Below are 24302 nucleotides of genomic sequence, written 5' to 3'. Positions count from 1 at the left end.
CCCGACATGGCAGCCGACAAGGAGGCACCATGGCAGAGCTGGTCGCGGTCATCGCCTCGACCCACCATCCCTTCTACTACCGGGCCAGTACCGCGACCGGCGAGGACCGGCCGGCCTTCGCCGACGCATGGGTGGCGAAGATCGAGAAATTCCGGGAGACGCTGACCCGGGCCCGTCCCGATGTCCTGGTCATGGTCGGATCCGACCACTTCCACCAACTGTGGCTGGACAACATGCCGCAATTCCTGGTCGGCAAGGCCCCGTTCTACGACGCCAACTTCTACAACGAGGAGCGCGAGTTCGGGCTGCCGAAGATGCTCCTCAAGGGGCAGGAGGAGCTGTCCGCCCATCTGCTGCGCCAAGGCCTCGACGCGGGTTTCGACCTGGCCTTCAGCAACGAACTGCGCATCGACCATTCGATCACCTGCCCGATCATCACCCTGCGGCCCGAGGCCGACCTGCCGATCGTCCCGATCTACACCAACATCTTCGCGCCTCCGCTTCCCCAGCCGAAACGCTTCGTCCAGTTGGGGCGGAGCATCCGGGAGATCATCGAGAGCTGGCCGTCACACCAGCGAGTCGCGGTCATCGGAACCGGACACCTGTCCCTGGAACTCGGCGGCCCACGGCAGTTCGGGGATCAGGGACCGGACCCGGATTTCGACCGCAAGGCCGTCGAATGGATCGCGAGCGGGGACATCGAGGGCTGTCTGTCCGAGGTCACGCTCGACAGCCTGCACCGGCCCGGCAACGCCACCCACGGCTTCATGGACTTCATGCTGATGATGGGCGTCGCCGGAGAGGGCGCCAAGGCGGACCACGTCGACACCCTCGACTTGTTCCACACCATGGAGGCCTACTTCACCTGGTACCCGAAGGGAGCGACGGCATGAGCAAGTACCTGCTGAACAAGTTCCTCTACACCGTCGACCGCGATCCCGAACTGGTGGAGCGGTACCGGACCGACCCGACCGGCACGGTCGAGTGGTGGGAGGCGAACCAGGCGAACACCCTCCTCAACTGCGTCAGTGGGGAGTCGTCGACCTGGCTGAGGTTCGAGGACGCCGAGCGAGCGGCGCTGGCGGCCCATGACCACCCCAAGCTGTTCGAACTAGGGGCCCACCCGTTCCTCACCCTGACGTTGTTCATCGCCATGTTCGAGCGGGACCACGAGGGTCTGGGCTTCCAGAGGCAGTACGCCGAGCGGCTGGCCCACTTCTCCCTGCCGTACCCGGACATCGCGACATGAACGCCGGCCTGCTGCTCCTGCGTCTGCTGCTCGCGGGGCTGCTGTTCGGCCACGCGGCCCAGAAACTGCTGGGATGGTTCCGCGGCATGGGGCCCGGCGGCACCGCTGTCGTCTTCGAGAGCTGGGGCTTCCGGCCGGGAAAGCCGATGGTCCTGCTCGCCGGGACCAGCGAACTGGCAGCGGCCCTACTGCTTGCCTCTGGCGGAGCGACCCCTCTCGCCGCCGCGATCACCATGGGCACGATGATCGTCGCCGCGGTCCCCAACGCTCCCCACGGGCTCTGGGCTCACCTGGGCGGATACGAAGTCCCGTTCATCTACGGCGGGTTGGCGCTCGTGATCGGGCTGACCGGTCCGGGCGCCTGGTCGGTGGACCACGCCCTTGGCGCGGAACACGCCTCCGGTCCCGTCTGGGCGGCGGCCTCGGCCGGGGCGGCTCTGGCCGCGGCGCTTCCCGTCCTCTGGCTGCGGCGGCACCACATCAACGCCGCAGCATCGGCTTCCCCGCCTTAGATCGCCACCTGGGCCCTGAAGGCCGCCCGTGCCCACGGCGGCTTCGACGGTTTCGTCTTCCCCGTCCCCCATCCCTGCCTACGCCCGGCAGGTGACGTCGTGGGCCGGGAGGCGGCCGGTGGTGAGGTAGGTGTCGACCGTGCGGGTGACGCAGGTGGGGGCGCCGGGCATGCCGTAGATGACGTGGCCGCGGCCGCCGCGGACGCCGACCAGGCGTGAGCCGCGCAGGGCACGGTGCATGGCGAGGCCCTCGGACAGCGGGGTCTGGGAGTCCCACTGGTTCTGCACCACGAGGGCGCCGACCGTGTTGTCGACGTGGGTGGCCGGTTCGGAACCCTTCGGCCAAAAGGCGCAGGGGGTGATGTTCGAGGTGAAGTCTCCGTAGAGGGGGTGCAGGGCGCTGTTCCGGACGGCGTCCCGCCGGTAGCGGGCCGGGTCGCGCGGCCATGAGGCGGAGTTGTCGCCGCACATGATGGCCAGGTTCAGGGCGATGACGTTGTCGTCCAGGGCGTCCGCCTTGCCGCCGTTCGTTTCGGGGTCCGGGCGGGTGGTGGGGGACCTGCGCAGGTCGACGAGTGCGCGGGCGGCCTGGTAGGGGGCGTTGGAGAAGTCCGCCCGCAGCCAGTCACGGATGTCGTCGCCGGTCACTGCGGCGCCCTGGTGGACCTCGTCGCCTCCCTGGTAGCGGATCGGCGCCCGGTCGGCGCGGGCGATCTGCTGCCAGAAGGCGGCGCGGACCTTCTCCGGGGTGTCGCCGAGGTGGTAGGTACGGTTCCGGCCGGCGACGAGGCGGCTCCAGTCCCGGAACGCGGGTTCGGCTCCCGTGGCCATGGCGAGGTTCGTATGGCGTCCGAAACGGTTCGGGTCGACGGCGCTGTCGAGCACCATGCGGTCACTGCGGCCGGGGAAGAGCTGGGTGTAGACGGCGCCGAGGTAGGTGCCGTAGGACCAGCCGAGGTAGGAGATCCTCTTCTCGCCGAGGACCGCTCGGATGACGTCCATGTCCCGGGCCGTGTTGCGGGTGCTGATGTAGGGCAGCCGGGTGCGTTCCCGGGCGGTGCACTTGGCGGCCGTGCTCCGGGCGCGGGCGGTGTCCTTGGAGAACGTGGTGGCGTGATACGGGTGCAGGTCGGGGGTCGCCTCGTCGTCGGTGAGGCCGCAGCGCAGGGGGCTGCCGGCGCCGAGTCCGCGCGGGTCGAAGCCGACGAGGTCGTAGCGGTCCCGGACGCTCTTCGCCAGGCTGTCCTTCAGGGCGACCGGGTCGTCCAGGGCGAGGTCACCGGGGCCACCGGGGTTGGACAACAGCACGCCATGGCGTTTGCCGGGGACGCTGGTCCGCAGCCGGGAGATCTTGAGGGAGAGGGTGCGGCCGTCGGGGTGCGCGTAGTCGAGCGGTACGAGGACGGTGGCGCACTGGTAGGAGGCGGGGTAGCGGTCGGCGGATCCGCAGCGGTGCCAGGCGGGGTGCTGGTCGTAGTAGCGGGCGAGCGCCGGAGGGTGCGTGGTCTGCGCTCCCTGCGCGGAGGGGACGGAGAGGGTCGCGAGCAGGCCCGCCGCCGCGAGTGCGGCCTTGTGTACGGTGCGCATGGGCGAACGTCCTTCAGACGGGAACCGTTTGTCGGGCTCCACTCTCCGGGCGCCGCACCCACACCCGCCTCGGCCGAAAGGCCATGACCCCGACCGGCGCCTCCCCGGGGGCCTCGGTCATTCGGCCAGAGCATGGAGCAGTGCCCGGAGGTTCACGTCATCCGGTGCGCACGCCGGAACCACACCATGAGCAGGAGCGGGTAGACGAGATAGCCGAAGCGCGTGGCCGGCATCAGGCACATGGCCAGCCCCAGCCCCATCGCCAGACGGTCCGCCGCGGCGACGACCGTTCGCGGCGGACGGACGATCAGCGACGCCCCCACCCCGACGGCGCTCAAAAGCAGAGCCGCGACGGAGATGGCGCGCCCGCCGGGCACATACGTGGCCAGCAGGTATCCGGGCAACGGACTGGTCGCCGGAGAGCCGACGCCGCCCGCGCCGAGCGGGAAGAGCACCACGTTCTCGACGAACGCGTGCGGGTCGACCAGGGCCGACGGCACGATCGCGAGGACCGCCACGGTCAGGGCCGTGAAGGCGGCGCGCATCGCGGCCCGGCGGCCCGCCGTGACCGCGAGCAGGGTCAGTGCCACCGGGAGCAGTGGCCAGGCGGTCCACTTCAGAGCCGCCGCCGCGCCCATGACCAGACCGGCCACCGGGCCGGACGTCGTACGGGAGTCGTGGCGGCGCCCGGCCAGCGACAGCCCGAGGCACATCAGCCCGATCACCGGCAGATCGACCCCGCCCACGGCGAGCGGGAGGGCCACCGCGGGAAAGCCGGCGATCAGGAGCAGGGCGTTCGTGAGGGCGCCGCCGCCCGCTGCCGTCCTCGTTCCCGTCCTCGGATGCCGGGCGGCCAGGAGCAACGACACGAAGAACACGGCGGCGAACCAGAACCGGGCGTCCGCGAGCGGAAAGTCGCCCAGCACGACGTGCGCTGTCCCGAGCAGCGCCATGCCCGGCAGGTACGGGTTGAAGTCGTGGACGGCGCGCGGGTACGGCGCGTAGGGGCTGCCGGTGTCGAGCAGCAGTTCGGCGGAGTGCTGGACCACACCGACCTCGGCCTGTGCCACCCCTGTCACCATGAGCACCGCCAGGGGAAGCACCACCGCCCCCACGGCCGCGACGAGCGCCGCGGCCCGGCGCCGGTGGTGGGGCGTGCGCCGGGTGAGCACCGCCGCGACCGCATAGCCGACGGCCGCACACGCGCCCCACACCCGGTGGGCGGTGAGCGTCGTCACCGTTGCCAGGGCGAGCGCGAAACCCGCGCACGCCGGCCAGTAAAGGCTGTCCCCGCGCACGGTCGCGCGGTGTCGCCGCGACGGGTACGACGGCTCGACACCGGACCCCGTACGAGGGGCCGTGCGGAGGAGTTGCGCGGGCCCGACCGCCCCCGTATCCGCCGTGACATGAGATTGCGGGGACATCGGCACACTCCTGCGACGGGGGACTGGGGACCGGGATTCGATCCTTCCGTCGCGCCGGGCGGCTCCACCTCGGCCGAAAGTGCGCCTCCAGGAGCGGCATCCACGCGCCCCTCGGCCGAATGGCGGAGACCGTCCGCAGACTCACCGAGTGCTGGGGGGCTCCACCACGCCAGGTGTGTTCAGGTTCTCGAACAGCACCATTCCGGCGGCGGTGTTGGACACGGGGACGTGGTAGGCGTCGCACACCCTGCGGATCCGAGGGCCCAGGGCTCCGCGCATGATCAGCCACATGATGAGCTCGATGCCCTCCGAGCCGGCCTCGCGGATGTACTCCTCACGGGTCAGCGCTGCCAGCTTCCCGGGGTCGTGCTCGATGGCGTCGAGGTACATCCGGTCGAAGTCCTGGTTGATCAACCCCGCACGGGCGCCCGCGAGTTGGTGGGACATGCCGCCGGTGCCGAAGACGGCGACCTTGAGGTCCTCGGGATAGGAGCGGATCGCCGCACCGAGCGCGTGGCCCAGGGCCAGGCAGCGGGCGGCCGTGGGCTGCGGGTACTGGATGACGTTGACCAGCACGGGGACGACCGCGCACGGCCAACTCGCCCCGGGATCCGGGCAGTACACCGACAGCGGCACCGTCAGACCGTGGTCGACCGCGAGGTCCTGGAACACCGTGATGTCGAAGGAGGAGTCGACCAGGCACTCGACGAGGTGGTCGGAGAACTCCGGGGCGCCGATGACGGCCGGGACCGGACGGCTGCCCCAGCCTTCGTCCGCCACCTCGTACGCGGCCGCCGCCCCGATCGCGAAGGTCGGCGTGACGGACAGGTCGACGGCGTTGGCATGGTCGTTGTAGACGACCACGGCGACGTCAGGAGTGTGCCGGGCCATCCAGTCCCGGGCCGGCGCGTACCCGTCGAACAGCGGCTTCCAGTACGGGTCCGCGGTCTTCCCGTGATCCATCGCCGCGCCGATCGACGGCACGTGCGAGGTGGCCAGACCCCAGATCACCTCAGCCAAAGCTCCGCCCTCCCGCCTTCAACGCCTGCGTGAACTCCTCGGTGGTCATGCCGGTGAACACACCACCGAGGTACTGCATCGACTTCTGGTCCAGCACCGCGAGTTTGAAGACGTAGAAGATCGAGCCGCCCAGTTCCAGCAGCCGCGTCCAGTCGCGGCCCAGGACCGCCTCCCGCTGCTCGGCCGTCAGCCCGTACGCAGCGCAGTAGGCGCCCTCGTCGGCACTGAACTCCGCCCGGTTGCCGGCGTCCTTGAGGGATCCGCAGAGCCGGTTCAGCGCCCGGCCCCGACGATTGTCGGCGGTGCCGAAGACATGGGTGCCCGTGATGCGGGGTGCGCCGGCGGTCACGGTGCCTTCTCCTGCGGATGCGTGGCCAGGGCCTCCACGGTGATGTCCATCCACTTCCACATCGGCAGGGACACCAGCGCGTCGTGCAGCGCCGCAGGGTCGGCGGCCTCGTACAGGCCGACGGTCGCGTTGCGGCCCGGTACCCGCCACAGCCGTTTGAGGATCCCGGCCTCGCGGAGCTCCCGCGCCCGTGCGCGCTCGCCCTCGCGCAGGCTGTCGCGGACGTGGTCGGGGGTGTCGGGGGGCAGGGTGTTCTCGGTGCGGACCAGGAATTCCATGCGGGTGTCCTTTCAGGGCGCTCAGGTCAGCTGCAGCAGCAGGTCCGCCAGTTCGCCGGGGGCGGTGACCATGGCCTCGTGTCCGGTGGCGATCTCGTGGACGGCCCAGCCTCGTGCGGCGGCCCGCTCCGCGTGCGGGGTGAACACCCGCATCCAGTCGGTGCATTCGACGAAGGCGCCGGGCACGTGCTCCGCCCTGCCGGTGAGCCGCAGCGGCTCGGTGTAGGTCAGCCAGGGGTGCGGGGTGAGGCGCGGGCCGAGCCAGTCCAGGTCCGTCTGGTCCACGACGCCCAGAACGCTGAGTGAGCGCACCGGGATGAGCCAGCCGAAGCCGGGCCCGGCCACGGACTCCCGATAGTGGCCGGCGACGGTCGCGGGCAGCAGGTCGATCGCCGCGTCCCCGTCGTCGCCGACGAAGGCGTCGAGATGCACCCGCCGGGCCAGCCGCTCCGGGACGCGGTCCGCGACCCCGGTGACGACCTGACCGGCGTAGCTGTGTCCGACGAGCACCACGTCCCGCAGATCGTGGGCTTCGACCAGGGCCACGACGTCCTGGACATGGGTGGTCAGGCCCACGTGCGGACCGAGCAGATGGGCGCGGTCGCTCACCCCGGTGAGCGTGGGGGTGTGCACCTCGTGTCCGGCGGCGCGCAGCCTCGGCGCCACGCGCTGCCACGCCCAGCCGCCGTGCCAGGCCCCGTGCAGGAGGACGAAGACACTCATGCCGACACGCTTCCCCGCTGTTCGCGGGCCAGCATCTTGGCCAGCGCGCGGCGTCCGCGCAGGGCGGCCAGGTCGGAGCGGATGCTGGACTCGACGGCGCCGCCCGGATCGGTGGCGTACATCAACTCCTGTGCCTCCAGGGCCTCGACGTCCTCCTGCATCACCGCCAGCTGCTGCTTGTGCTGGAACTCGGTGAGCTCCTCGTCGTCGATGAGGTAGTCGCGGGCCAGGGCGTAAAAGTCGTGCGTCTCGTTGCCGTACCCCGGCGTCATGCCGTACAGCACCTTCATGTGGAAGCCCTCCGGTTCCTCGGTGCCGGTGGCGGCGACGCGGATGTGGAGGACGAAGATGCCGGGCGGGTGGAACTCGCCGTCCTGCCAGCGGTCCACCGGGGAGGTGAGCCCGCACGACTTCTCGTAGAAGGGCGGGGCCTCGATGCCGGTCATGCGCCGGCTGAAGCCGACCCGGTCGCCGTCCACGGTGACGTCGATCGGGGTCGCGGCGACGGCCGCGTTGCCGATGCTGGTCGGGTGGAGGAACGTCTCGTGGGTGAGGTCGAGCAGGTTCTCCACGAGCAGCAGGTGGCGTGCCTTCAGCGGTACGACGCCGTGGACGTGGGTCCACCGCGGGTCCGTCAGCCAGGAGGTGTCGGGCAGCAGGCCCGCGTCGGCCAGGTCGGCGTCGCCGGTCCAGATCCAGACGACACCGTCCCGCTCCACCAGGGGGAAGCGGCGCAGGGCGGCCTTGGGCCGGTCGGCCTGCTCGGCGACGCCGACGCACACGCCCCGCCCGTCGAAGCGGTAGCCGTGGTAGTCGCACTGGAGGGTGCCGTCGTCGTCCAGGTGGCCGAGGGACAGCGGGTACTTGCGGTGGGGGCAGCGGTCCTCGACGGCGGTGACGGTTCCGTCGGGCAGCCGGTAGAAGCAGACCGGGACGTCGGTGATCCACCGCCGCATGAGCGTCCGGCCGATCTCGTCGGACCAGGCTCCCAGGTACCAGCCGTTGCGCACATGTGAGGAGGGCACGACGGCAACTCCTTTCTCTTCAGGGTCTGTTCGGGACCGAGGACTCAGAGGTCGAGCACCAGGCGGCCGCCGCGGGCGCGGGAGACACAGATCAGCATGGTGTCGCCGGCGGCCCGCTCGTCGTCGGTGAGCAGGGAGTCCCGGTGGTCGATCTCACCGGCCAGGACGGCGGTCTCGCAGGAGCCGCAGATGCCTTCCTCGCAGGAGGACAGGACCGGCACGCCCGCCGCTTCCACGGTCTTGAGCAGCGACCGTCCGGGCGGCACGGTGAGCGTCACCCCGGACGAGCGCAGCTCCACCTCGAACGGCTCGTCGCCCGCACCGTCGAGGGCGGGCCGGCCGGGTGCCGCCGTGAACCGCTCCACGTGGAGCGATCCCGCGGGCCGGTCGGCGCAGTGGGCCTCGACCGCGTCGAGCAGCCCGGCCGGGCCGCAGCAGTACACCAGCGCCGAGGGATCGGGTTCGCCGAGGTGTCCGGCGAGGTCGAGCAGTCCGTACTCGTCCTGCGGCCGTACGGTCACGCGCTCCCCGTAGGCCTCGAGTTCGGGCAGGAACGCCATCGACGCCCGGGTCCGGCCCCCGTAGAGCAGGGACCACTCGGCGCCGGCCGCCTCCGCCTCGGCGATCATCGGCAGCAGCGGGGTGATGCCGATGCCGCCGCCGATGAACACGTACCGCGCGGACGGCCGCAGCGGGAAGGTGTTGCGCGGGCCTCGCACCCGAAGCTCGCTTCCCGCGCGGACGTTGTCGTGGATCCACCGGGAGCCGCCACGGCTGTCGGGTTCCCGCAGCACCGCGACGCGCCAGCAGTCGGTGACGGCCGTCGGGCCGCACAGTGAGTACTGCCGGACGGTGCCCGTCGGGAGGACCAGGTCGATGTGGGCGCCCGGCTGCCAGAGCGGCAGCGGTACACCGTCCCGCGGTGCTAGGACCAGGGACACGACGCCGTCCGCCGCCGTCTGCCGGGACAGGACGGTGACGGTGCCGTCGTACGCGGCGTCGCGTGGCGCCGAAGCGGTCGGGACCGCGTCCGGGGCGGTGGTCGACGGGCTCGTCATCTGCGTCGTCTCCTCGGCACGGTCGATGGTGGTGCGGTGGCACGATCGACGCTAGTCGCGGGGGAACGCGCAGGTCGTCGCGCTAATGACCGGACCCGGACGGCGGAAGGTCACGGCCCGTCTACGTCATCCGTCGCGATCGGGGCCTGGTCGAGGTGGATGTGCAGCGGGTGGTCCGTGCTCCACAGGGCCTCCACCACGGCGTGCAGATGCTCGGCGTCGACGCGCCACAGGGGTTCGCCGTAACGGTCGTCCCGTGTGACGGCCTCCGACGGCACGGCGCCGGCGAGCAGTTCCCCTTCCGCGGAGTCCCCGGACTCCCCGGACTCCACGGACCCCAGGAACTCCACGAACAGGGACGTGTCGCGGAAGGGCGCCCAGATGTGCGTGGCCGCGGTCATGCCAGCACCCCCGTCGTCTCGGGGTAGAGCCGTACGTACGCCTCGCCCATGGTCGCGTGCGAGAGCCCCAGGTTGGGACCGGCGTTCCGCTTCAGCTGGACGCCGCGGCGCCTGGCGAGGTCGGTGTAGTAGTCCCACATGTGCTGCTGGGCCGCCAGGCACTCCATGGCCTTGCGCTTCCTGTCGAAGACGGGCGTGATGTCGAGCAGGAGGTTCGGCTTGAAGTCGCACTGTTCGGGCTGGTGCGGCTCGAAGAAGAACACCGGGGGAGCGCCCAGTGGTTCGCCCGGCGCGTCGTACCCGACCGCCTGGGCGAGCACCCGTGCCTGGAGGGCCATGCGGGCGGCGGCGGGGTGGTCGCCGTTGTACGGGTCGGCGAGGGTGTGGGTGAGGACCACCGCAGGGTTCACCTCCCGGTACACGTGCACGACGCGGTCCACCAACTGCGGTGTCTCCAGCAGGGGGTAGTCCCCGGCGTCCAGGAACTCGATCTCCGCGCCCAGCGCGGCGGCGGCGTCGGTGGCCTCCGTACGGCGGAGTTCCTTGATCTCCTCGAGGCGGAGGCCGTCCCGCCAGGCACGGGCGGACTCGCCGCGCTCGCCGAAGCTCAGGCACAGCACCTTGGCACGCTGACCGCGTGCGGCGGCCAGCGCGATGGCGCCGCCGGCCCGCCAGACGAAGTCGCCCGCGTGCGCGCTGATCACCAGCAGGGCGCCGTCGGAGGGGTGGGACGGGGTGGGGGTCATCTGGACTCCAGGGGTCGGAGAGGACGGGGGTGTGTCGGCCGGCCGATCGGCCGTGGCGCGGGACGTCGGCGCTCTCGTTCGGCCGGGGTCCGACTGCGAAGGCGATGCCGTGGGTGAGGGTGGGTGCCGACGAATTCCGCTGCACTGGCAGGGAGTTGGCACGAAGAGGGCGGGTCGCGGTGGAGCGGCCACGCCGGGGTCACCATAACGCCAAAGTTGTTGTTGACAATAGTGTTGACTTCAAGCAGCCTCCTGGCATCATTCCTGGAGCAGCCCGGAGGAGAACGCGCGGATACCCGGCCCGGCGGTGACGGTCGGCTCGCCGTCCACGGACGGCACGTTCGGCGAACTGCCGGCGACTGCTGCGTCCCCGGGGTCGGTGGAAGCCACCACGCGGGAGGTGCCGCGTTCCGGGACGCCGGGCGTCGACCAGTACGGACTGCGCGCCCGACTCCTCGAACTCGGCGTCGTCCACCAGGACTGACCCCTCGCCGATCCCCGGCCGTGACACGGGAGAACGGCACCCCCGGCTCCGAACGGGCCGGCCTTCCCCCCCATGGACTCACGGTGGATGGTGACCACGCACGATGAGCACTCCCAACTCTCCCCGCGGCCTCGGTACGCCTGCCGGAATCGACGTCACCGCTGCGATCCGGGACGCCCTGCTGCGTGGCGAGTACGCGCCGCGTCAGCGCCTGGTCGAGTCGGACCTCTGCGAACAGTTCGGCGTCCGCCGCGGCGGCGTACGGGTGGCGTTCCAACAACTGGCGGCGGAGGGGCTGGTGGAGATCCAGCGCAACCGGGGCGCCCGCGTGCGGGAGGTCACCCTCGCCGAAGCCGTCCAGATCACGGAGGCCCGGATGGTCCTGGAAGGGCTGATCGCGGCCCGCGCCGCGGAGCGGGTCACTCCGGCGCAGGCCGAGGTGTTGCGCGGGATCGGCGCGGACATGGCGAAGGCGGTCGCCGACGGCGAGCTGACGGCGTACAGCGACCTCAACGCCCGCCTGCACGGCCGCGTACGCGACATCGCCGGTCACGAGACCGCCAACCGGCTCATCGAACAGCTGCGGGCCCAGGTGGTCCGGCATCGGTTCATGCTCGCGCGGGTGCCGGGCCGGCCCCGTGCGTCGCTGCCTCAGCACCAGCGGATCATCGAGGCGATCGCCGCCGGTGATCCGCGCGAGGCCGAGGCCGCCATGCGGGCCCATGTCGCCAGTGTGGTGGAGGCGCTGCGGGCCATGGGGGAAGAGGGCGGCCCCGTGCGAGCGTCACGCACGGGGTGAGACCCGGGCCGGGCGTCACTCTTCCGCCGGATCACCCTCCTGGGCCGTCCTCCTGGCCCAGGCGATCTCGAGCTTGCCCGTCGGCGTACGGGGCAGGGCTTCCGTCACGACGACGGACCGCGGGACCTTGTAGCCGGCGAGGCTCCGCCGGACCCAGTCGCGCAGTTCCTCGCCGGTGGCGGTGGCCGCCGGGGTGACCGCGACGACGGCTGCCACCCGCTCGCCCCACGTCTCGTCGGGCACTCCGACGACGACGCAGTCCGTCACCTCGGGGTGCGTCAGCAGCACGCTCTCCACCTCCTGCGGATGCACCTTCTCCCCGCCGGTGTTGATCACACCGGAGCCACGCCCGAGGAACCTGATCGCACCGTCGGCCTCGATCCGGGCGAGGTCGCCGGGGACGGCGTACCGGACCCCGTCGATGGTGCGGAACGTCCGGGCGCTCTTCTCGGTGTCCTTGTAGTAGCCGAGAGGCATGGGCCCGCAGTAGGCGAGGATCCCCGTCTCCTCGCTGCCGGGCTCGACGAAGCGGTCGCCGTCGCCGACCACCTTGGTGGCGGGCACCGGATGGAAACGGGCGGGGAGGTCGCTCGCCGACGAGGTGATCGCGAAGGCGAACGGTCCGCCCTCGCTGGAGGCGATGGCGTCGATGACCGTGACGTTCGCCCGCTCGTGCAGCGCCTTCTTCAGCCGGTCGTCGAGCGCGGTGCCGGAGCTGATGAGTCTGCGCAGGGAGCCCAGATCGTGTGCCGCACCGGCCCGCTCGGCGCGTACGAGTTCGTCGACGAGCGGCCGGCAGACGGCGTTGCCCGCGACGATGACCGTGTCGACGGACTGCTCGGCGACCGTGTGCCACACATGCTCGGGGGCCAACCCGCCCTGCCGCGTGGTGACCGCCCGGCCGCCCACCATGAGGGCGCCCATGGTGTTGAACAGACCGGTGGCGTGCATGAGGGGGACGACCGGCATCGTGGTCGGCGCCCGCCGGTCGTGGTGGGCGGCGACCGCGACGGCGACGGCCTCGTCGAGCGTGGTGGGCAGCCCGGCGACCCCGAGCGGGCGGAAGACGGGCACGGTGAGCGAGTGCAGCAGGTCGGACAGCTGCCAGACGACGCCCTTGGGTTTTCCGGTGGTGCCGCCCGTGTACATGAAGAGGCGGTCCGTTCCGGGGCGGGGACGCGGCTCGCGCGGCGCGTGCGCCGCCAGCACGGCCTCCAGCTCCGGTACGTCGGGGCCGGGCGGACCGTCGGCGGGCGGGTGCCCGGCGCGCACGAGCGTCTTCAGCGTCCGTACGTGTGCGGCGGCGTGCGTGACGCGGTCGGCGAGGGCGCCGCTGAAGACGAGCGCCGCCGCGTCGGCGTCGGCGAGCAGCTCGGTCAGCTCCTCACCGGTGTAGCGGTAGTTGGCGTTCGCGGGTACGGCCCCGAGCTTGAACGCGGCAAAGACCGTCTCCAGGTAGGCGGCGCCGTTGTAGAGGTAGCAGGCCACGGTGTCGCCCGCCCGCACCCCGGCGCTCTCCAGCGCGGCGGCCAGCCGTGACGCGCGCTCGTCGAACGCGCGGTAGGTCAGCTCACGGCCGGGCTCGGTGATGGCGACGGCATCGGGCAGGGCGCGACAGACCGCTTCCCAGATCGTGCCGATGGACACGTCCATCCTTCAGACCTCCTCGTCCTCGGGGCTCGGACACGCGGCCCAGGCTAGGCAGACGCCGGCCGCGGGGGAACGCGAGCAATGACGGAACCCGCTCGGCGCTTCGACCGGGCGATGAACAGGTCAAATGACGTAGTACGGGGGTCAGGGCGCCGGGCTACGATGCTCGCGTCGGCTGATGAGGAGACAGCTCGTGTCCGGTGGTGCAGCGCCCGTCGAGTGGCGGGACGTCGTGGCCGCGACGACGGACGGCCTCGCCGTGGTGGACTGCGCCGGCCGCTTCGTCCAGCTCAACCCCGCGGCGGTCGCGCTGTGCGGCGAGCGCCGGGAGACCGACCTGATCGGTGCCCCCGCGCCGTTCGTCCTCACGGGGAGGCCCACCTCCTGCCCCGGTCTGCTGGAGGACGCACCGGACGAACAGGTGGCCCACTGGGTGACCGGTTCCGGAGCGCGGCGCCAGTTCGCCTATCGGGCCCGTAGCCTGCCGGCCGACCCGAGCCTGAAGGCCGTGTCGTTCCGCGACGTGACCGACGAGGGGCACCGCCACCGCAGGCTCGCGGCCATCGCCCGGACCTCGGTCACCCTGGCCTCCGAGGGATCACTGGGCTCGACCCTGGACGCCGTCGCCCGGCAGATCGTGCGGACCGACGGGCTGGCCGGAGTACAGATCCTGATCCTGGACAGCACGGGCCGGGAACTGCGGCTGATGGGCTCCGCGGGGCTCCGGCGCTGGGACTCCTTCCTCGACCGCCTGCTGGAGTGCCGCGACCGTGGCGCCCGGCTGTGCATGCTCGACACCCTGAAGGAACGCAGACCGATCGTCGTGCCCCACCGGTGGGCCCAGATCCGCGAGGACCCGGCCTGGGAACCACTCCACGACTACCTCGGCGAACTGACCTGGGACTCCTTCGTCAGCATGCCGCTGACGGTGCGCGGCCGCGCCGAAGGCGTGCTGAACGCCTACTTCGCGCCGGGCCAGGAGGTCGGGACCCGCACCCTGGAGTTCCTCGCGGCCATGGCCGAACAGGCCGCCCTCGCCGTCGACTACGCCACGCTCCTGCAGCGCGAGCGCGACGGAGCCCGCCAGGACGAACGCCAGCGCCTCGCCCGGGATCTGCACGACTCGATCGTCCAGCAGGTGTTCTCGATCGGCATGCAGGCCAACGCCGTGGGCGTCCTCGGAACGCGTGGCGCCCCGGTGCCCGCCGAGGCCGTCCAGCACTTCGCGGAGGAGATCGGCACGCTCTCCCGGACCGTCCTCGCCGACCTGCGGGCGATGGTGCACGAGCTGCGCCCGTCCTCCACCGCCGGCCTCGGGCTGGAGGAGACGGTGCGCACGCTCGTCAGGAGCACCGAGAACCGCACCGGCCTGGACTTCCGGCTCCGGTTCGGGCCAGGGCTGGACACGATCGACCCCGAGCTCGCCGAGGACGCCTTCCGGATCGTCGCGGAGGCCCTGCACAACGTCGTGAAGCACGCGGAGGCCGACTCCGCCGCCGTCCGCCTCGGTGTCCACGGCCACGCCCTGACCGCGAGCGTCTCGGACAACGGCCGCGGAGTGCGGGACCCGAGCGGGCGCCCGGTTCCCCCGGAGGGCGACCGGGGCGTCGGCGCGGGAGGAGGCACGGAGGGCTACGGACTGACGACCATGAGGGAGAGGGCGGAACGATGGGGTGGCACCATGAGGATCAGGTCGCGCGCGGGCGGGGGGACGACCGTGCGCGTGGTCGTACCCCTGCCCGTCCAGGTGCCGGACCCGTCCCGCGCGGACCCGGACGGCTCCTCGAACACCCCGCTGACGGTCCCGGTCCGAACGGCGGTCAGGCCCGGCCGACGCGGGTGCTGATCGTGGACGACCACGCCGTCGTACGCCGGGGCATCCGCGCCTACCTGGAAGTCCTCGACGACATGGAGGCGGCCGCGGAGGCGGCCGACGGGCAGGAGGCCCTCGCCCGGCTGGACGCGATGGCGGTCCACGGCGAACTGCCGGACGTGGTGCTGATCGACCTGCTCATGCCCAGGATGGACGGGGTCACCGCGATCGGGCTGATCAGGGAACGCCACCCGGGAGTACGGGTCGTGGTGCTCACCAGCTTCGGCGAGATGGAGCGCGTCCATGCCGCCCTCGCCCAGGGAGCCGCCGGCTATCTGCTCAAGGACGCGGAGGCCGGCGAGGTGGTCTCCGCGATCCGCGCGGCGGCCCGCGGCGAGGTCTTCCTCGACCCCGCGGTCGCCCGGGGCCTCACCCAGGAGATCGTCTCGCCGCCCACCGGACTGGGATCGCTCACCGGCCGCGAGCGCGATGTCCTCGTCCTCGTGGCCGAGGGGCGGTCCAACCAGCAGATCGCGGACCAGCTGGTGATCAGCGAGCGTACGGCCCGCACGCATGTGAGCAATCTGCTGCGCAAGCTCCGGCTCACCTCACGGACCCAGGCGGCGCTGTTCGCCGTACGCCAGGGACTGGCACCACCGCGCGACTGAGCGCCCGGCGACCGCGACACATGTCCTGGTCCCCCCGGGACACAGGACGGCCGTCGAAGCCGTCATCGGGCAGATCCTTCGGGGCCGGGAGCGTCCCTACGCTCGGGGCATCGCCCTACCGACCCCCTGCTCAGGAGGACAACATGCTCGACGGCCGAGTCGCCATCGTCACGGGTGCGGGCCGCGGCCTCGGGCGGGCCTACGCCCGTGCGCTGGCCTCGGCCGGTGCGGCGGTCGTCGTGAACGACCTCGACGCCGACGTGGCCGCGGAGACCGCCGACGCGATCACCGCCGCGGGAGGCACGGCCGTCGCCCACGTCGGCGCGGTCGGCGGCGCCGAGTTCGCCGACGCGCTGGTCGCGCGCGCCGTCGCCGAGTTCGGCCGCCTCGACGTGATGATCACCAACGCCGGCGCGCTGCGGGACCGGACCCTGCGCAACACCACCGACGACGACTTCGACCTCGTCGTCACCAGTCATCTGCGCGGAACGTTCACCTGCGGCCGGGCCGCGGCGGCCCGTTTCCGCGAGCAGGGCGACGGCGGCCGGCTCATCCTCGTGGGCTCTCCCGCGGGGCAGCGCGCCAGCTTCGGCCAGACCGCCTACTCCGCGGCCAAGGGCGCGATCGTCGCGATGACCCGCACCTGGGCTCTCGAACTCGCGAAGACCGACGTCACCGTCAACGCCGTCGTACCCACCGCGCTGACCCGGATGGTCGCGACGATGCCGCGCGTCGGCGACCTCGTGGCGAAGGTGGACGCGGGGGAGCCGATCCCCGGGGGAGCCCGCCGCCAGGGGCTGGGCTCGGCGGACGACGTCGCTCCGCTGATCGTGTATCTGGCGTCGAAGGAGTCGGCCGGCGTGACCGGTCAGGCGATCGCCGCCGGAGGAGACCGGATCGCCCTGTGGACGCACCCCGGCGAGGTCGCGGAGCGGCTGCGCCCGGGAGGCTGGACCACCGAGACGGTGAGCGAGCTGTTCGCCGGCGCGTACGGGGAGCGGTTGCAGGAGTTCAGGCCCACACCGCTCGACCTCGAAGCCATCGGAAACATCTGACACGCCCAGGAGAGCCGCATGCCCCCAGAGACGGGCACCAGCCCCGACAGACTCCCGCCCGACCCCGTGCGGACCGGCCTGCTCATCGACGGCAAAACCGTCGAGACCGATGCCCACACCGCCGTACACGATCCCGCCGCCCCGGACCGGATCGTCGGGTACGCCGCCGCGGCGACCCGGGAGCAGGCCCGCGCGGCGGTCGCCGCCGCCGACGCGGCCTTCCCCGGCTGGGCCGCCCTGTCCGCCCGGCGGCGCGCGGAGATCATCGAGGAGGCGCTCGGCCTGCTCGACGACAGTGCGGCGGAGCGGGCGGCCCTGATGACCCGCGAGAACGGCAAGATCTCCTTCGAGAGCCAGGTGGAGATGGGGGTCTTCGTCGCCCGCACACGGGCGGCGCTCGGCCTGGTCGACACCCTGGACCGGGTACGGCACCTCGACGGCCCGCCGCTGACCTCACGCGTCCACCGGCTGCCCATCGGCGTGGTCACGGTCATCGTGCCGTTCAACTGGCCGATCGCGATCCTCGGAGCGAGCCTGCCGTACGCGCTGCTCGCCGGGAACACCGCCGTCGTCAAGCCCCCGCCCACCGTGCCGCTGGCGATGGTGCGCACCCTGGAGCTCTTCGCCGCAGGACTGCCGGCCGGTGTGCTGAACGTCGTCACCGGCGACAACGACGCGGTCGCCCCGGTGCTCACCGATCCACGGGTACGGAAGATCGTGTTCACCGGCAGCACCGCCGCCGGCCGGACCGTCATGGCCGCCGCCGCGCAGAACCTGGCCGCGGTGACCCTGGAACTCGGCGGCAACGATCCCGCGATCGTCCTGGACGACGCCGATCTGACCGAGGATCACATCGGCCGTCTGGCCCAGGGCGCATTTCTGACGAGCGGTCAGGTGTGCATGGCGGTCAAGCGGGTGTACGTCCACCGCTCGCGCTACGAGGAACTCGTCGGCAAGCTGTCCGCCGCACTCGACGTCCACCGGGTGGGCCCGGGCGCCGACCCCGCCTCCACCCTGGGCCCGCTCAACAGCGCGGCCCAGCGGGAGAAGGTGCTCGCCCTGCTGGCCGAGGCGGCCGATGCCGGGGCCGAGATCCGCGAACTGGGCACGCTGGACGCCGCTGTCGCCTCCTCCGGTGGCCACTTCCTGCGTCCGACGCTTGTCCTCGACCCCGACCCGCGGCTGCGGATCGTCACCGAGGAACAGTTCGGCCCCGCCCTGCCGATCCTGCCCTACGACGACCTCGACTCCGTACTGGACCACGTCAACGGCGACTGGTCGGGGCTGTGTTCCTCCGTCTGGAGCGCCGACCCCGTCCGTGCGTCCGCCCTCGCGGAGCGGCTGCGCACCGGCACCACCTGGATCAACCACGCCAACGCGGTCGCGTGTGACGACCGGGCCCCGTTCGGCGGTTTCCGGCAGAGCGGCATCGGCCGCGAGATGGGACCCGACGGTCTGCTGGCCTTCACCGAGGCGCACACCGTCACGGTGCCCGGCGGCTGAGCTTCGGAGGGTCTTGGCTGACCGTCGTCAGCAGATGGTCGACCAGGGGGTTCCGGTCGTTCCTGCGCCAGGCGACGGCGACGCGCGTGCGGGCGGTGTCCGGCGTGATCCTGCGGAAGGCGACGCCTTTGAGACGGATGCGCCGGATGCTCGCCGGAGCCAGGGAGACGCCCAGACCGGTCTCCACCAGGGCGCACACGGTCTGCCACTCCACCGCGTGCTGTGTGATCCGCGGGGTGAATCCCGCCGCGGTGCACAGCCCGATGATCTGGTCGTGGAACTGCGGGCCGGCCGCGCGGGGCAGCAGCACGAAGGGGGAGTCCGCCAACTGCGCAAGCTGCACGGTCCGTTGGGCGGCCAGCGGATGGTTGGGCGGCAGCACGGCCACGAACGGCTCGCTGAGGACCGTCCGGAAGCCGAGCTCCGTCTCGTCGGTGGGGGGTTCGCGCAGCAGGCCGATGTCGATGGTCCTGTCGTGCAGGGCGGCGATCTGCGGCGCGCTCGTCATCTCGCGGATGTCCAGGCGCACGCCGGGGTACCGATCCCGGAAGGTGCGCAGCAGGCCGGGTAGAACGGTCAGCGCGAGGGAGGCGGCGAAGCCGATCCGCAGGCGCCCGGCCCGGCCGCTGCCGACGGCCCGGGCCGCGGCCAGGCCGTCCGCGAGATCGGCGAGCACCCGCCGCGCGGCGGGCAGGAGTTCCCGGCCCGCCGGGGTGAGCGTGACGCGTCCCGGCTCACGGTGGAACAGGGCGTGGCCGACTCTGTCTTCCAGACGGCGGATCTGCTGGCTCAGCGGTGGCTGGGCGATGCCCAGGCGGGCGGCCGCGTGGCCGAAGTGGAGTTCTTCGGCGAGCACGACGAAGGCGTGCACCTGCTGCAGGGGGAGTTCGGGGCGCTCCATACGCCTAGAGATATCAGGCCATGCCTCTTGCTGTACGAGACGTATCTGTGCTGGCCACCTGGCGTTGGTGGAGCAGGCCGAGGCGAGGTTCGGTCGGCCGTCTCGATGCTCGTGTGGCGCCCCGCGGCTCGTCGCCGGGATGCGCAGGCCGGGCGAGGCCGACAGCAGAGCATGGGCCGGCTCGGCGCACGCGACGACGAGGTGCTCGCGGTTGTCGAGGACGAGCAGCGCGTCGCGCCGGGTCAGGAAGGCGGCGAGCCGGTCGACGACCGGTCGGCCGCCCGGGTCCGCCGGATCACCGGGAACGCGTCGTGCGGAGCGGTGGGGTGGTTGGTCCGGATGAGGGACCCGTACGGCGGCTGTGACAGAGTTCTCACAGGATCCGACAGCGCCTCGCCGCAGTCGCCGCGGGTGGGTCTTGGTGGGCGTTGCGGGCAGCTCGGGGCGAAGGGCCTCTTTTGGTGTACCCGCTGGTAGCTCCAAGACTTGATCCATGGTCGACGCGTGCCGGCGGAGCGACTGCGGAGTCCCCGGTGCAGGCGGTTGCCGCGTGAGAGATACGGGATGGATGGGGCGGACGTGACCAGCGTGATGGGTGTGGTGGGTGGTCTGCCTGCTGCCTTCACCAGTTTCGTGGGACGGCAGCGCGAGATGGCCGAGGTGCGCCGTCTTCTCGGCAGTGCGCGACTGGTGACCTTGACCGGTGCCGGCGGGGTGGGCAAGACGCGGCTGGCGCTGGAGGCGGCCGCGGCGTCGGCCCGGGCGTTCCCGGGTGGGGTGTGGCTGGTGGATCTGGCCCCCGTGCGTGACCCGGCGGTGGTGGCGGAGGCGGCGGCGGTGACGCTGGGGGTGGTGGATCAGGGCACCCGGCCGGTGCCGGAGCTGCTGGCGGCGCATGTGTCGGGGCGGCGGCTGCTCATGGTCCTGGACAACTGCGAGCACCAGGTCGAGGCATGCGCGCAGCTGGCGCAGAGCCTGCTGGCCGCCGCCCCCGAGGTGCTGATCCTGGCCACGAGCCGGGAGACGTTGCAGGTGACGGGGGAGCATGTCGTCGCCGTCGCGCCGATGGTCCCGGAGGAGGCGGTCGAGCTGCTGGTGCAGCGGGCGGCCGCCGTACGGCCGGGTTTCCGGCTCACGGAGGAGAACCGGGAGGCGGTGCACCGGTTGTGCGCCGACCTGGACGGGCTGCCGCTGGCGATCGAGCTGGCCGCCTCCCGACTGCGCACCTTGGCGGTGGAGCCGGCCATCGAACGGTTGGCGGACCGCTTCGCGTTGCTGACGGCCGGCAGTCGCGCCGCCAGGCCGCACCAGCGCACACTGCGCGCCGCGATCGACTGGAGCTGGGAGCTGTGCACCCCCGCGGAGCGGCTGCTGTGGAGCCGGCTGTCGGTGTTCGCCGGCAGCTTCACCCTCGAGGCGGCCGAGGGCGTCGGCTCGGGCGAGGGCCTCGGGGCGGACGAGGTGCTGGACGTGTTGGACCGGCTGGTGGCCCAGTCCCTGGTCGAGCACGCCGGCACCGATCGGCGGCCCCGCTACCGCTTGCTGGAGACGATCCGTCAGTACGGGTGGGAACACCTGACGGACCGCGGCGAGGTCCAGGAGGTCCGGCGACGTCACCGCGACTTCTTCCTCGCCCTCGCCGAGCGCTGTCACCAGGACTGGTTCGGCCCCGGACAGGCGGAGACCCTGGCCCGGCTGCACGCGGACCACGGCAATCTGATGGCGGCCCTGGAGTACCGGGAGGCGGCGGAGCCCGGTCCGGACGGCGGCCCCCGGCCGGAGCAGGGTGAGGACCGGCAGGCCGCGCTGGCGCTGCCCGCCGCGCTGGTCTTCCACTGGATCGCGGGCGGGTGCCTCAGCGAGGGGCGGCGGTATCTGGAACGGGCCCTGGCCGCGGCGCCGGAGCCCACCGCGGCCCGGGCGCGCGCACTGCTGGTCGCCACCCATGTCGCGTACACCCAGGCCGACCTCGGGGCGGCGCGCCGGTTTCTGGAGGAGGCCGAGGAGCTCACCGCACGGCTCGGGGACGCCGTGGCCGGCGCGCACGCACGGGGGCACCGCGGTGCACTGGCGCTGCGCGAGGGGCGTACGGAGGACGCCGTCACCCACTTCGAGCAGGCGGTGGCCGCGCATTCCGCGCTCGGCGACCGGTTCGGCGAGGTCGGCTGGCGCTGCGGGCTCGCCATCGCCCAGACCCTGTGCGGAGACCCGCGCGCGCCCGGGACCAGCGCGCAGGCGCTGGCCGACACCGAGAGGCACGGGGAGCGGTGGACCCGCGCACGTCTGCTGATGGTGCTCGGCCGACGCGCCTGGGGGCTGGGCGAGCAGACCGAGGCCAAGGAACGCACCCTGTCCGCGCTCGCCACACTGCAGGGCTTCAGCGACACCATCGGCGTGGCGCGCATGGCCGAGCAGCTCGCCTGGATCACCGCATCGACAGGTGACCATGAACGGGCCGGCCGGTTGCTGGGCGCGGCCCGGGCGCTGCGAGAGGCCGTCGGTATCACCGTCGCCGCGGGCAACCCGCACCACGAGGAGGACCACGACCGGTGCACGGCCCAGGTCCGGAACGCCCTGGGCCCCGCCGGCCACGAACAGGCACTGGCGGCCGGCGCCGCGATCGCCGGCGCCGACCAGGTCATCGCCTACGCGCTCGACACCGGCACGGGCGACACCGGCACCGGGTCGGCCGCCTCGCCGGCTGCCACGAGCGGGCTGACCCGCCGGGAGGAGGAGGTCGCCGCACTCGTCGCCCGGGGCATGACCAACCGCAGGATCGCCGCCGAACTGGTGCTGTCCCCCCGTACCGTCGACAACCACGTCAACCGCATCCTGACCAAACTCGGCTTCTCCTCCCGTGCCCAGATCGCCGCCTGGTGGGCCGCGAAGTAGGTACTCATTGCGCAGAACTACTCACGACCTGGGGGCCGCCCCCGGTCGAGGCTTGTGACATGGCGCTTCACCAGCGCCGTGTCCTCGCGTGACGGACCCGCTGTCAGCAGGATCCCCGCGCCCGCAGCCCGACCGGAAGGCCCCCACATGTTCCCCGCACGCCCTCACGGCATCCCGGGCTCTCGCCCCTGCATCGGGCCGGACAGGGCAGACACTGCGGCGGCTGGGACGGCCTCCGCGGCACACCACTGACAGCCGCCGCCAAGCACCGCCGACCAGGGCATCCGGCTGCCCCGACAGCCCTGACCCCTCGGTTGCACCGAACAGGAGTTCCGCCATGCCCATGGCCCGCATCGACATGATCCGCGGCCGCGACCCCGAGTCCGTCCGCGCTGTCGCCGACGCCGTCCAGCAGTCCCTCATCGACGTGCTGCACATCCCCGAGCGCGACCGGTTCCAGATCATCACCCAGCACGACCCCGACGAGATCATCGCCCTGGACGCCGGACTCGGCTTCCGGCGTACACCCGGCACCGTCATCGTCCACATCTTCACCCAGCGCGGCCGTTCCACCGAGGTCAAGCAGGACCTGTACCAGAGGCTCGCCGAACGGCTCGCCGCCGCGGGCGTGGACGGCAAGGACCTGTTCATCAGCTACTTCGAAAACGGTCCCGAGGACTGGTCGTTCGCCGACGGCCGCGCCCAGTACGTCGAGGGCGACCTCCGCATCCCCGGCCACTGACCCCGACCACCCCCGGGATCCGGCCCTCCATCAGCAGCCCGGGCGCTCCGGTCCGGGCCTCACCAGCGAAGGAACCCGCATGTCGCACCACCTCGACTCGCCCGCCGCCCGCCAGGACGTCCGGCTCGACATCACCGACTTCTACGTCTTCCGCGGCGAGCGCGGCACCGTGTTCGTCCTGAACGTCAACAACTCCATCACCGGCCCCGAGGCCCCGCAGGGCTTCCACCACGAGGGCCGCTACGAGTTCCGGATCGACACCGACGCCGACGCCCGCCAGGACCTCGCCTACCGCTTCACCTTCGGCGAACCCGGCCCGGACGGCGGGCAGCGCTGGACCCTGCACCGGCTGACCGGCGACCAGTCCCGCGACGACACCGCCACCGGCACCGAGGTCGCCACCGGCGTCACCGGCGAGGAGACCGCCGGAAGCGCGGGAGAGCGGATCTGGGCCGGGCGGGCCGGCGACCCGTTCTGGATCGACCACGACGTCCTGGTCGCCGTCGGCGAGGCGTTCGGCCACGGCGAGCGCGTGGACCTGTCCGGCTGGGACCGGAGCAAGGCCACCAACGTGTTCGCCGGACAGACCGTCCACTCCCTCGTCCTCGAGGTCTCCGACGAGGAACTGCTCCGGCACACCGGCGGCGCTTTGGCCCTGGGCACCTGGGCGGTGAGCATCCTGGCCACCGACGCCGGAGGCTGGCGGCAGATCCAGCGCGCCGGCCACCCGATGTTCCACCCGATCTTCAGCCAGCACGACCCGGACCTCGGCGACCGCTACAACACCACCCGGCCCGACCAGGACCGCGAGCTGTACACCGACCTGATCGCCGGCCGGATCGCCGACGTCGTGGCCGCCTACGACACCGCGGACGACGCGCGCGCCTACGGGGAGACGGTGACCGCCTTCCTCTTCCCCGACGTACTGCCCTACCGCGTCGGCAGCCCCGCCGGGTACGGCTTCGCCGGATGCAACGGCCGCACCCTCACCGACAACGTCGTCGACGTGATGTTCAGCCTCGCCACCAACACCCCCTTCGACATCGGCCTGACCAAGGACTGTGTCACCGCCCGCCCGACCGGCGCCTTCCCCTACGTCGCACCAGTCGCCTGACCGACCACAGCCCACGCCGTCGAGTCATCCGACGGCCCGCCGCACAAGTACGGAGCAATCACATGGCACTTGTACCGAACAACAGCCTGATCACGGCCTCGCCTGAGGAAGGCCGGGAGCTGGCTCTGAAGATGGCCCGTCTGGTGATCAAGGCGACGCAGCCGGACGACGAGGTGCGCGGCAGGCTGCGCCCGGTGTACGCCGAGAACCCCGACTCACTGATCGCCGTCGGACATGTGGTGGCGGTCGAGTTCGCCACCATCGCGGCCGCCAACGACTACTGGCGCTGACCGACTGGTGTGGTGGTTG

25 protein-coding genes are annotated in these 24302 nt (G+C 72.1%); 13 read left to right on the top strand and 12 right to left on the bottom strand.

Annotation, left to right across the window (positions count from 1 at the left end):
• Window positions 1-29: 29 nt before the first annotated feature.
• Genes ABZ464_RS21085 through ABZ464_RS21075 form a run of 3 tightly spaced genes read left to right on the top strand, consistent with a single transcriptional unit; the run spans window position 30 to window position 1761 of the window.
• On the top strand, window positions 30-893 hold the full coding sequence (locus ABZ464_RS21085; protein ID WP_359279135.1) for an extradiol ring-cleavage dioxygenase: 864 nt from the start codon (window positions 30-32) through the stop codon (window positions 891-893).
• Complete coding sequence (locus ABZ464_RS21080) at window positions 890-1249, top strand: hypothetical protein (protein WP_359279134.1); 360 nt, start codon at window positions 890-892, stop codon at window positions 1247-1249. Before ABZ464_RS21085 ends, ABZ464_RS21080 begins: the two co-directional genes overlap by 4 nt.
• Window positions 1246-1761, top strand: coding sequence for a DoxX family protein (locus ABZ464_RS21075; RefSeq protein ID WP_359279133.1), 516 nt, complete (start codon window positions 1246-1248; stop codon window positions 1759-1761). The genes ABZ464_RS21080 and ABZ464_RS21075 overlap by 4 nt, the downstream gene beginning before the upstream one ends.
• Before the next feature lie 78 nt (window positions 1762-1839).
• On the opposite strand, the gene ABZ464_RS21070 is transcribed toward ABZ464_RS21075, so the two are convergent.
• The 10 genes from ABZ464_RS21070 to ABZ464_RS21025 all read right to left on the bottom strand — a co-directional run bounded on the left by ABZ464_RS21070 (window position 1840) and on the right by ABZ464_RS21025 (window position 10372).
• Window positions 1840-3348 carry an alpha/beta hydrolase gene (locus ABZ464_RS21070; RefSeq protein ID WP_359279132.1) on the bottom strand — a complete coding sequence of 503 codons (1509 nt, stop codon included), beginning with the start codon at window positions 3346-3348 and terminating at the stop codon, window positions 1840-1842.
• Between the two features lie 152 nt (window positions 3349-3500).
• On the bottom strand, window positions 3501-4646 hold the full coding sequence (locus tag ABZ464_RS21065) for a glycosyltransferase 87 family protein (RefSeq protein ID WP_359279131.1): 1146 nt from the start codon (window positions 4644-4646) through the stop codon (window positions 3501-3503).
• 267 nt (window positions 4647-4913) lie between these two features.
• A complete protein-coding gene (locus ABZ464_RS21060; RefSeq protein WP_359279234.1) occupies window positions 4914-5783 on the bottom strand; it encodes a class III extradiol dioxygenase subunit beta in 870 nt (289 codons plus the stop codon).
• A gap of 1 nt (window position 5784) precedes the next feature.
• Window positions 5785-6141 carry a protocatechuate 3,4-dioxygenase gene (locus tag ABZ464_RS21055; protein ID WP_359279130.1) on the bottom strand — a complete coding sequence of 119 codons (357 nt, stop codon included), beginning with the start codon at window positions 6139-6141 and terminating at the stop codon, window positions 5785-5787.
• On the bottom strand, window positions 6138-6419 hold the full coding sequence (locus tag ABZ464_RS21050) for a muconolactone Delta-isomerase family protein (RefSeq protein ID WP_359279129.1): 282 nt from the start codon (window positions 6417-6419) through the stop codon (window positions 6138-6140). Before ABZ464_RS21050 ends, ABZ464_RS21055 begins: the two co-directional genes overlap by 4 nt.
• A 21-nt stretch (window positions 6420-6440) precedes the next feature.
• A complete protein-coding gene (locus ABZ464_RS21045; RefSeq protein ID WP_359279128.1) occupies window positions 6441-7142 on the bottom strand; it encodes an alpha/beta hydrolase family protein in 702 nt (233 codons plus the stop codon).
• Window positions 7139-8167 carry an aromatic ring-hydroxylating dioxygenase subunit alpha gene (locus ABZ464_RS21040; RefSeq protein WP_359279127.1) on the bottom strand — a complete coding sequence of 343 codons (1029 nt, stop codon included), beginning with the start codon at window positions 8165-8167 and terminating at the stop codon, window positions 7139-7141. The genes ABZ464_RS21045 and ABZ464_RS21040 overlap by 4 nt, the downstream gene beginning before the upstream one ends.
• A gap of 44 nt (window positions 8168-8211) precedes the next feature.
• Window positions 8212-9225 carry a PDR/VanB family oxidoreductase gene (locus ABZ464_RS21035; RefSeq protein ID WP_359279126.1) on the bottom strand — a complete coding sequence of 338 codons (1014 nt, stop codon included), beginning with the start codon at window positions 9223-9225 and terminating at the stop codon, window positions 8212-8214.
• A gap of 110 nt (window positions 9226-9335) precedes the next feature.
• Window positions 9336-9626, bottom strand: coding sequence for a hypothetical protein (locus ABZ464_RS21030; RefSeq protein WP_359279125.1), 291 nt, complete (start codon window positions 9624-9626; stop codon window positions 9336-9338).
• On the bottom strand, window positions 9623-10372 hold the full coding sequence (locus ABZ464_RS21025; protein WP_359279124.1) for a PIG-L deacetylase family protein: 750 nt from the start codon (window positions 10370-10372) through the stop codon (window positions 9623-9625). Before ABZ464_RS21025 ends, ABZ464_RS21030 begins: the two co-directional genes overlap by 4 nt.
• Window positions 10373-10679: 307 nt before the next feature.
• Here ABZ464_RS21025 and ABZ464_RS21020 point away from each other — a divergent pair, with 307 nt between their 5' ends.
• Complete coding sequence (locus ABZ464_RS21020) at window positions 10680-10856, top strand: hypothetical protein (RefSeq protein WP_359279123.1); 177 nt, start codon at window positions 10680-10682, stop codon at window positions 10854-10856.
• A gap of 103 nt (window positions 10857-10959) precedes the next feature.
• On the top strand, window positions 10960-11655 hold the full coding sequence (locus ABZ464_RS21015; RefSeq protein WP_359279122.1) for a GntR family transcriptional regulator: 696 nt from the start codon (window positions 10960-10962) through the stop codon (window positions 11653-11655).
• A 15-nt stretch (window positions 11656-11670) separates the two neighbouring features.
• Here the strand turns inward: ABZ464_RS21015 and ABZ464_RS21010 are convergent, their stop codons facing one another.
• Window positions 11671-13308: an AMP-binding protein gene (locus ABZ464_RS21010; protein ID WP_359279121.1), complete on the bottom strand. Its 1638-nt coding sequence runs from the start codon at window positions 13306-13308 to the stop codon at window positions 11671-11673.
• Between the two features lie 190 nt (window positions 13309-13498).
• On the opposite strand from ABZ464_RS21010, the gene ABZ464_RS21005 reads away from it, so the two are divergent.
• The 4 genes from ABZ464_RS21005 (at window position 13499) to ABZ464_RS20990 (ending at window position 18344) form a co-directional block, all read left to right on the top strand.
• Window positions 13499-15151, top strand: a complete 1653-nt coding sequence (locus tag ABZ464_RS21005; protein ID WP_359279120.1) for an ATP-binding protein — start codon at window positions 13499-13501, stop codon at window positions 15149-15151.
• Complete coding sequence (locus ABZ464_RS21000) at window positions 15145-15786, top strand: response regulator transcription factor (protein WP_359279119.1); 642 nt, start codon at window positions 15145-15147, stop codon at window positions 15784-15786. The genes ABZ464_RS21005 and ABZ464_RS21000 overlap by 7 nt, the downstream gene beginning before the upstream one ends.
• Window positions 15787-15929: 143 nt before the next feature.
• The gene (locus tag ABZ464_RS20995) at window positions 15930-16841 is read left to right on the top strand and encodes an SDR family NAD(P)-dependent oxidoreductase (RefSeq protein WP_359279118.1); all 912 of its coding nucleotides are present in this window, start codon (window positions 15930-15932) and stop codon (window positions 16839-16841) included.
• An 18-nt stretch (window positions 16842-16859) separates the two neighbouring features.
• The gene (locus ABZ464_RS20990; RefSeq protein WP_359279117.1) at window positions 16860-18344 is read left to right on the top strand and encodes an aldehyde dehydrogenase family protein; all 1485 of its coding nucleotides are present in this window, start codon (window positions 16860-16862) and stop codon (window positions 18342-18344) included.
• On the opposite strand, the gene ABZ464_RS20985 is transcribed toward ABZ464_RS20990, so the two are convergent.
• Window positions 18325-19245, bottom strand: coding sequence for a LysR family transcriptional regulator (locus tag ABZ464_RS20985; RefSeq protein ID WP_359279116.1), 921 nt, complete (start codon window positions 19243-19245; stop codon window positions 18325-18327). The genes ABZ464_RS20990 and ABZ464_RS20985 overlap by 20 nt on opposite strands.
• A gap of 579 nt (window positions 19246-19824) precedes the next feature.
• Between ABZ464_RS20985 and ABZ464_RS20980 the strand changes: the two genes are divergently transcribed.
• From ABZ464_RS20980 to ABZ464_RS20965, 4 genes are all read left to right on the top strand, one after another.
• Window positions 19825-22137 carry a LuxR C-terminal-related transcriptional regulator gene (locus ABZ464_RS20980; RefSeq protein ID WP_359279115.1) on the top strand — a complete coding sequence of 771 codons (2313 nt, stop codon included), beginning with the start codon at window positions 19825-19827 and terminating at the stop codon, window positions 22135-22137.
• A 337-nt stretch (window positions 22138-22474) separates the two neighbouring features.
• Window positions 22475-22879: a tautomerase family protein gene (locus ABZ464_RS20975; protein WP_359279114.1), complete on the top strand. Its 405-nt coding sequence runs from the start codon at window positions 22475-22477 to the stop codon at window positions 22877-22879.
• Window positions 22880-22958: 79 nt separating this feature from the next.
• Window positions 22959-23993, top strand: a complete 1035-nt coding sequence (locus ABZ464_RS20970) for a DUF4331 family protein (protein ID WP_359279113.1) — start codon at window positions 22959-22961, stop codon at window positions 23991-23993.
• 62 nt (window positions 23994-24055) lie between these two features.
• The gene (locus ABZ464_RS20965) at window positions 24056-24283 is read left to right on the top strand and encodes a hexameric tyrosine-coordinated heme protein (RefSeq protein ID WP_359279112.1); all 228 of its coding nucleotides are present in this window, start codon (window positions 24056-24058) and stop codon (window positions 24281-24283) included.
• The last annotated feature ends 19 nt before the right edge of the window (window positions 24284-24302 follow it).

This window comes from Streptomyces sp. NPDC005820, from assembly GCF_040630255.1.
GTDB lineage: Bacteria > Actinomycetota > Actinomycetes > Streptomycetales > Streptomycetaceae > Streptomyces.
The sequence above is the reverse complement of the archived record's forward strand: the minus strand, read 5'-3'. Positions and strand labels throughout refer to the sequence as shown.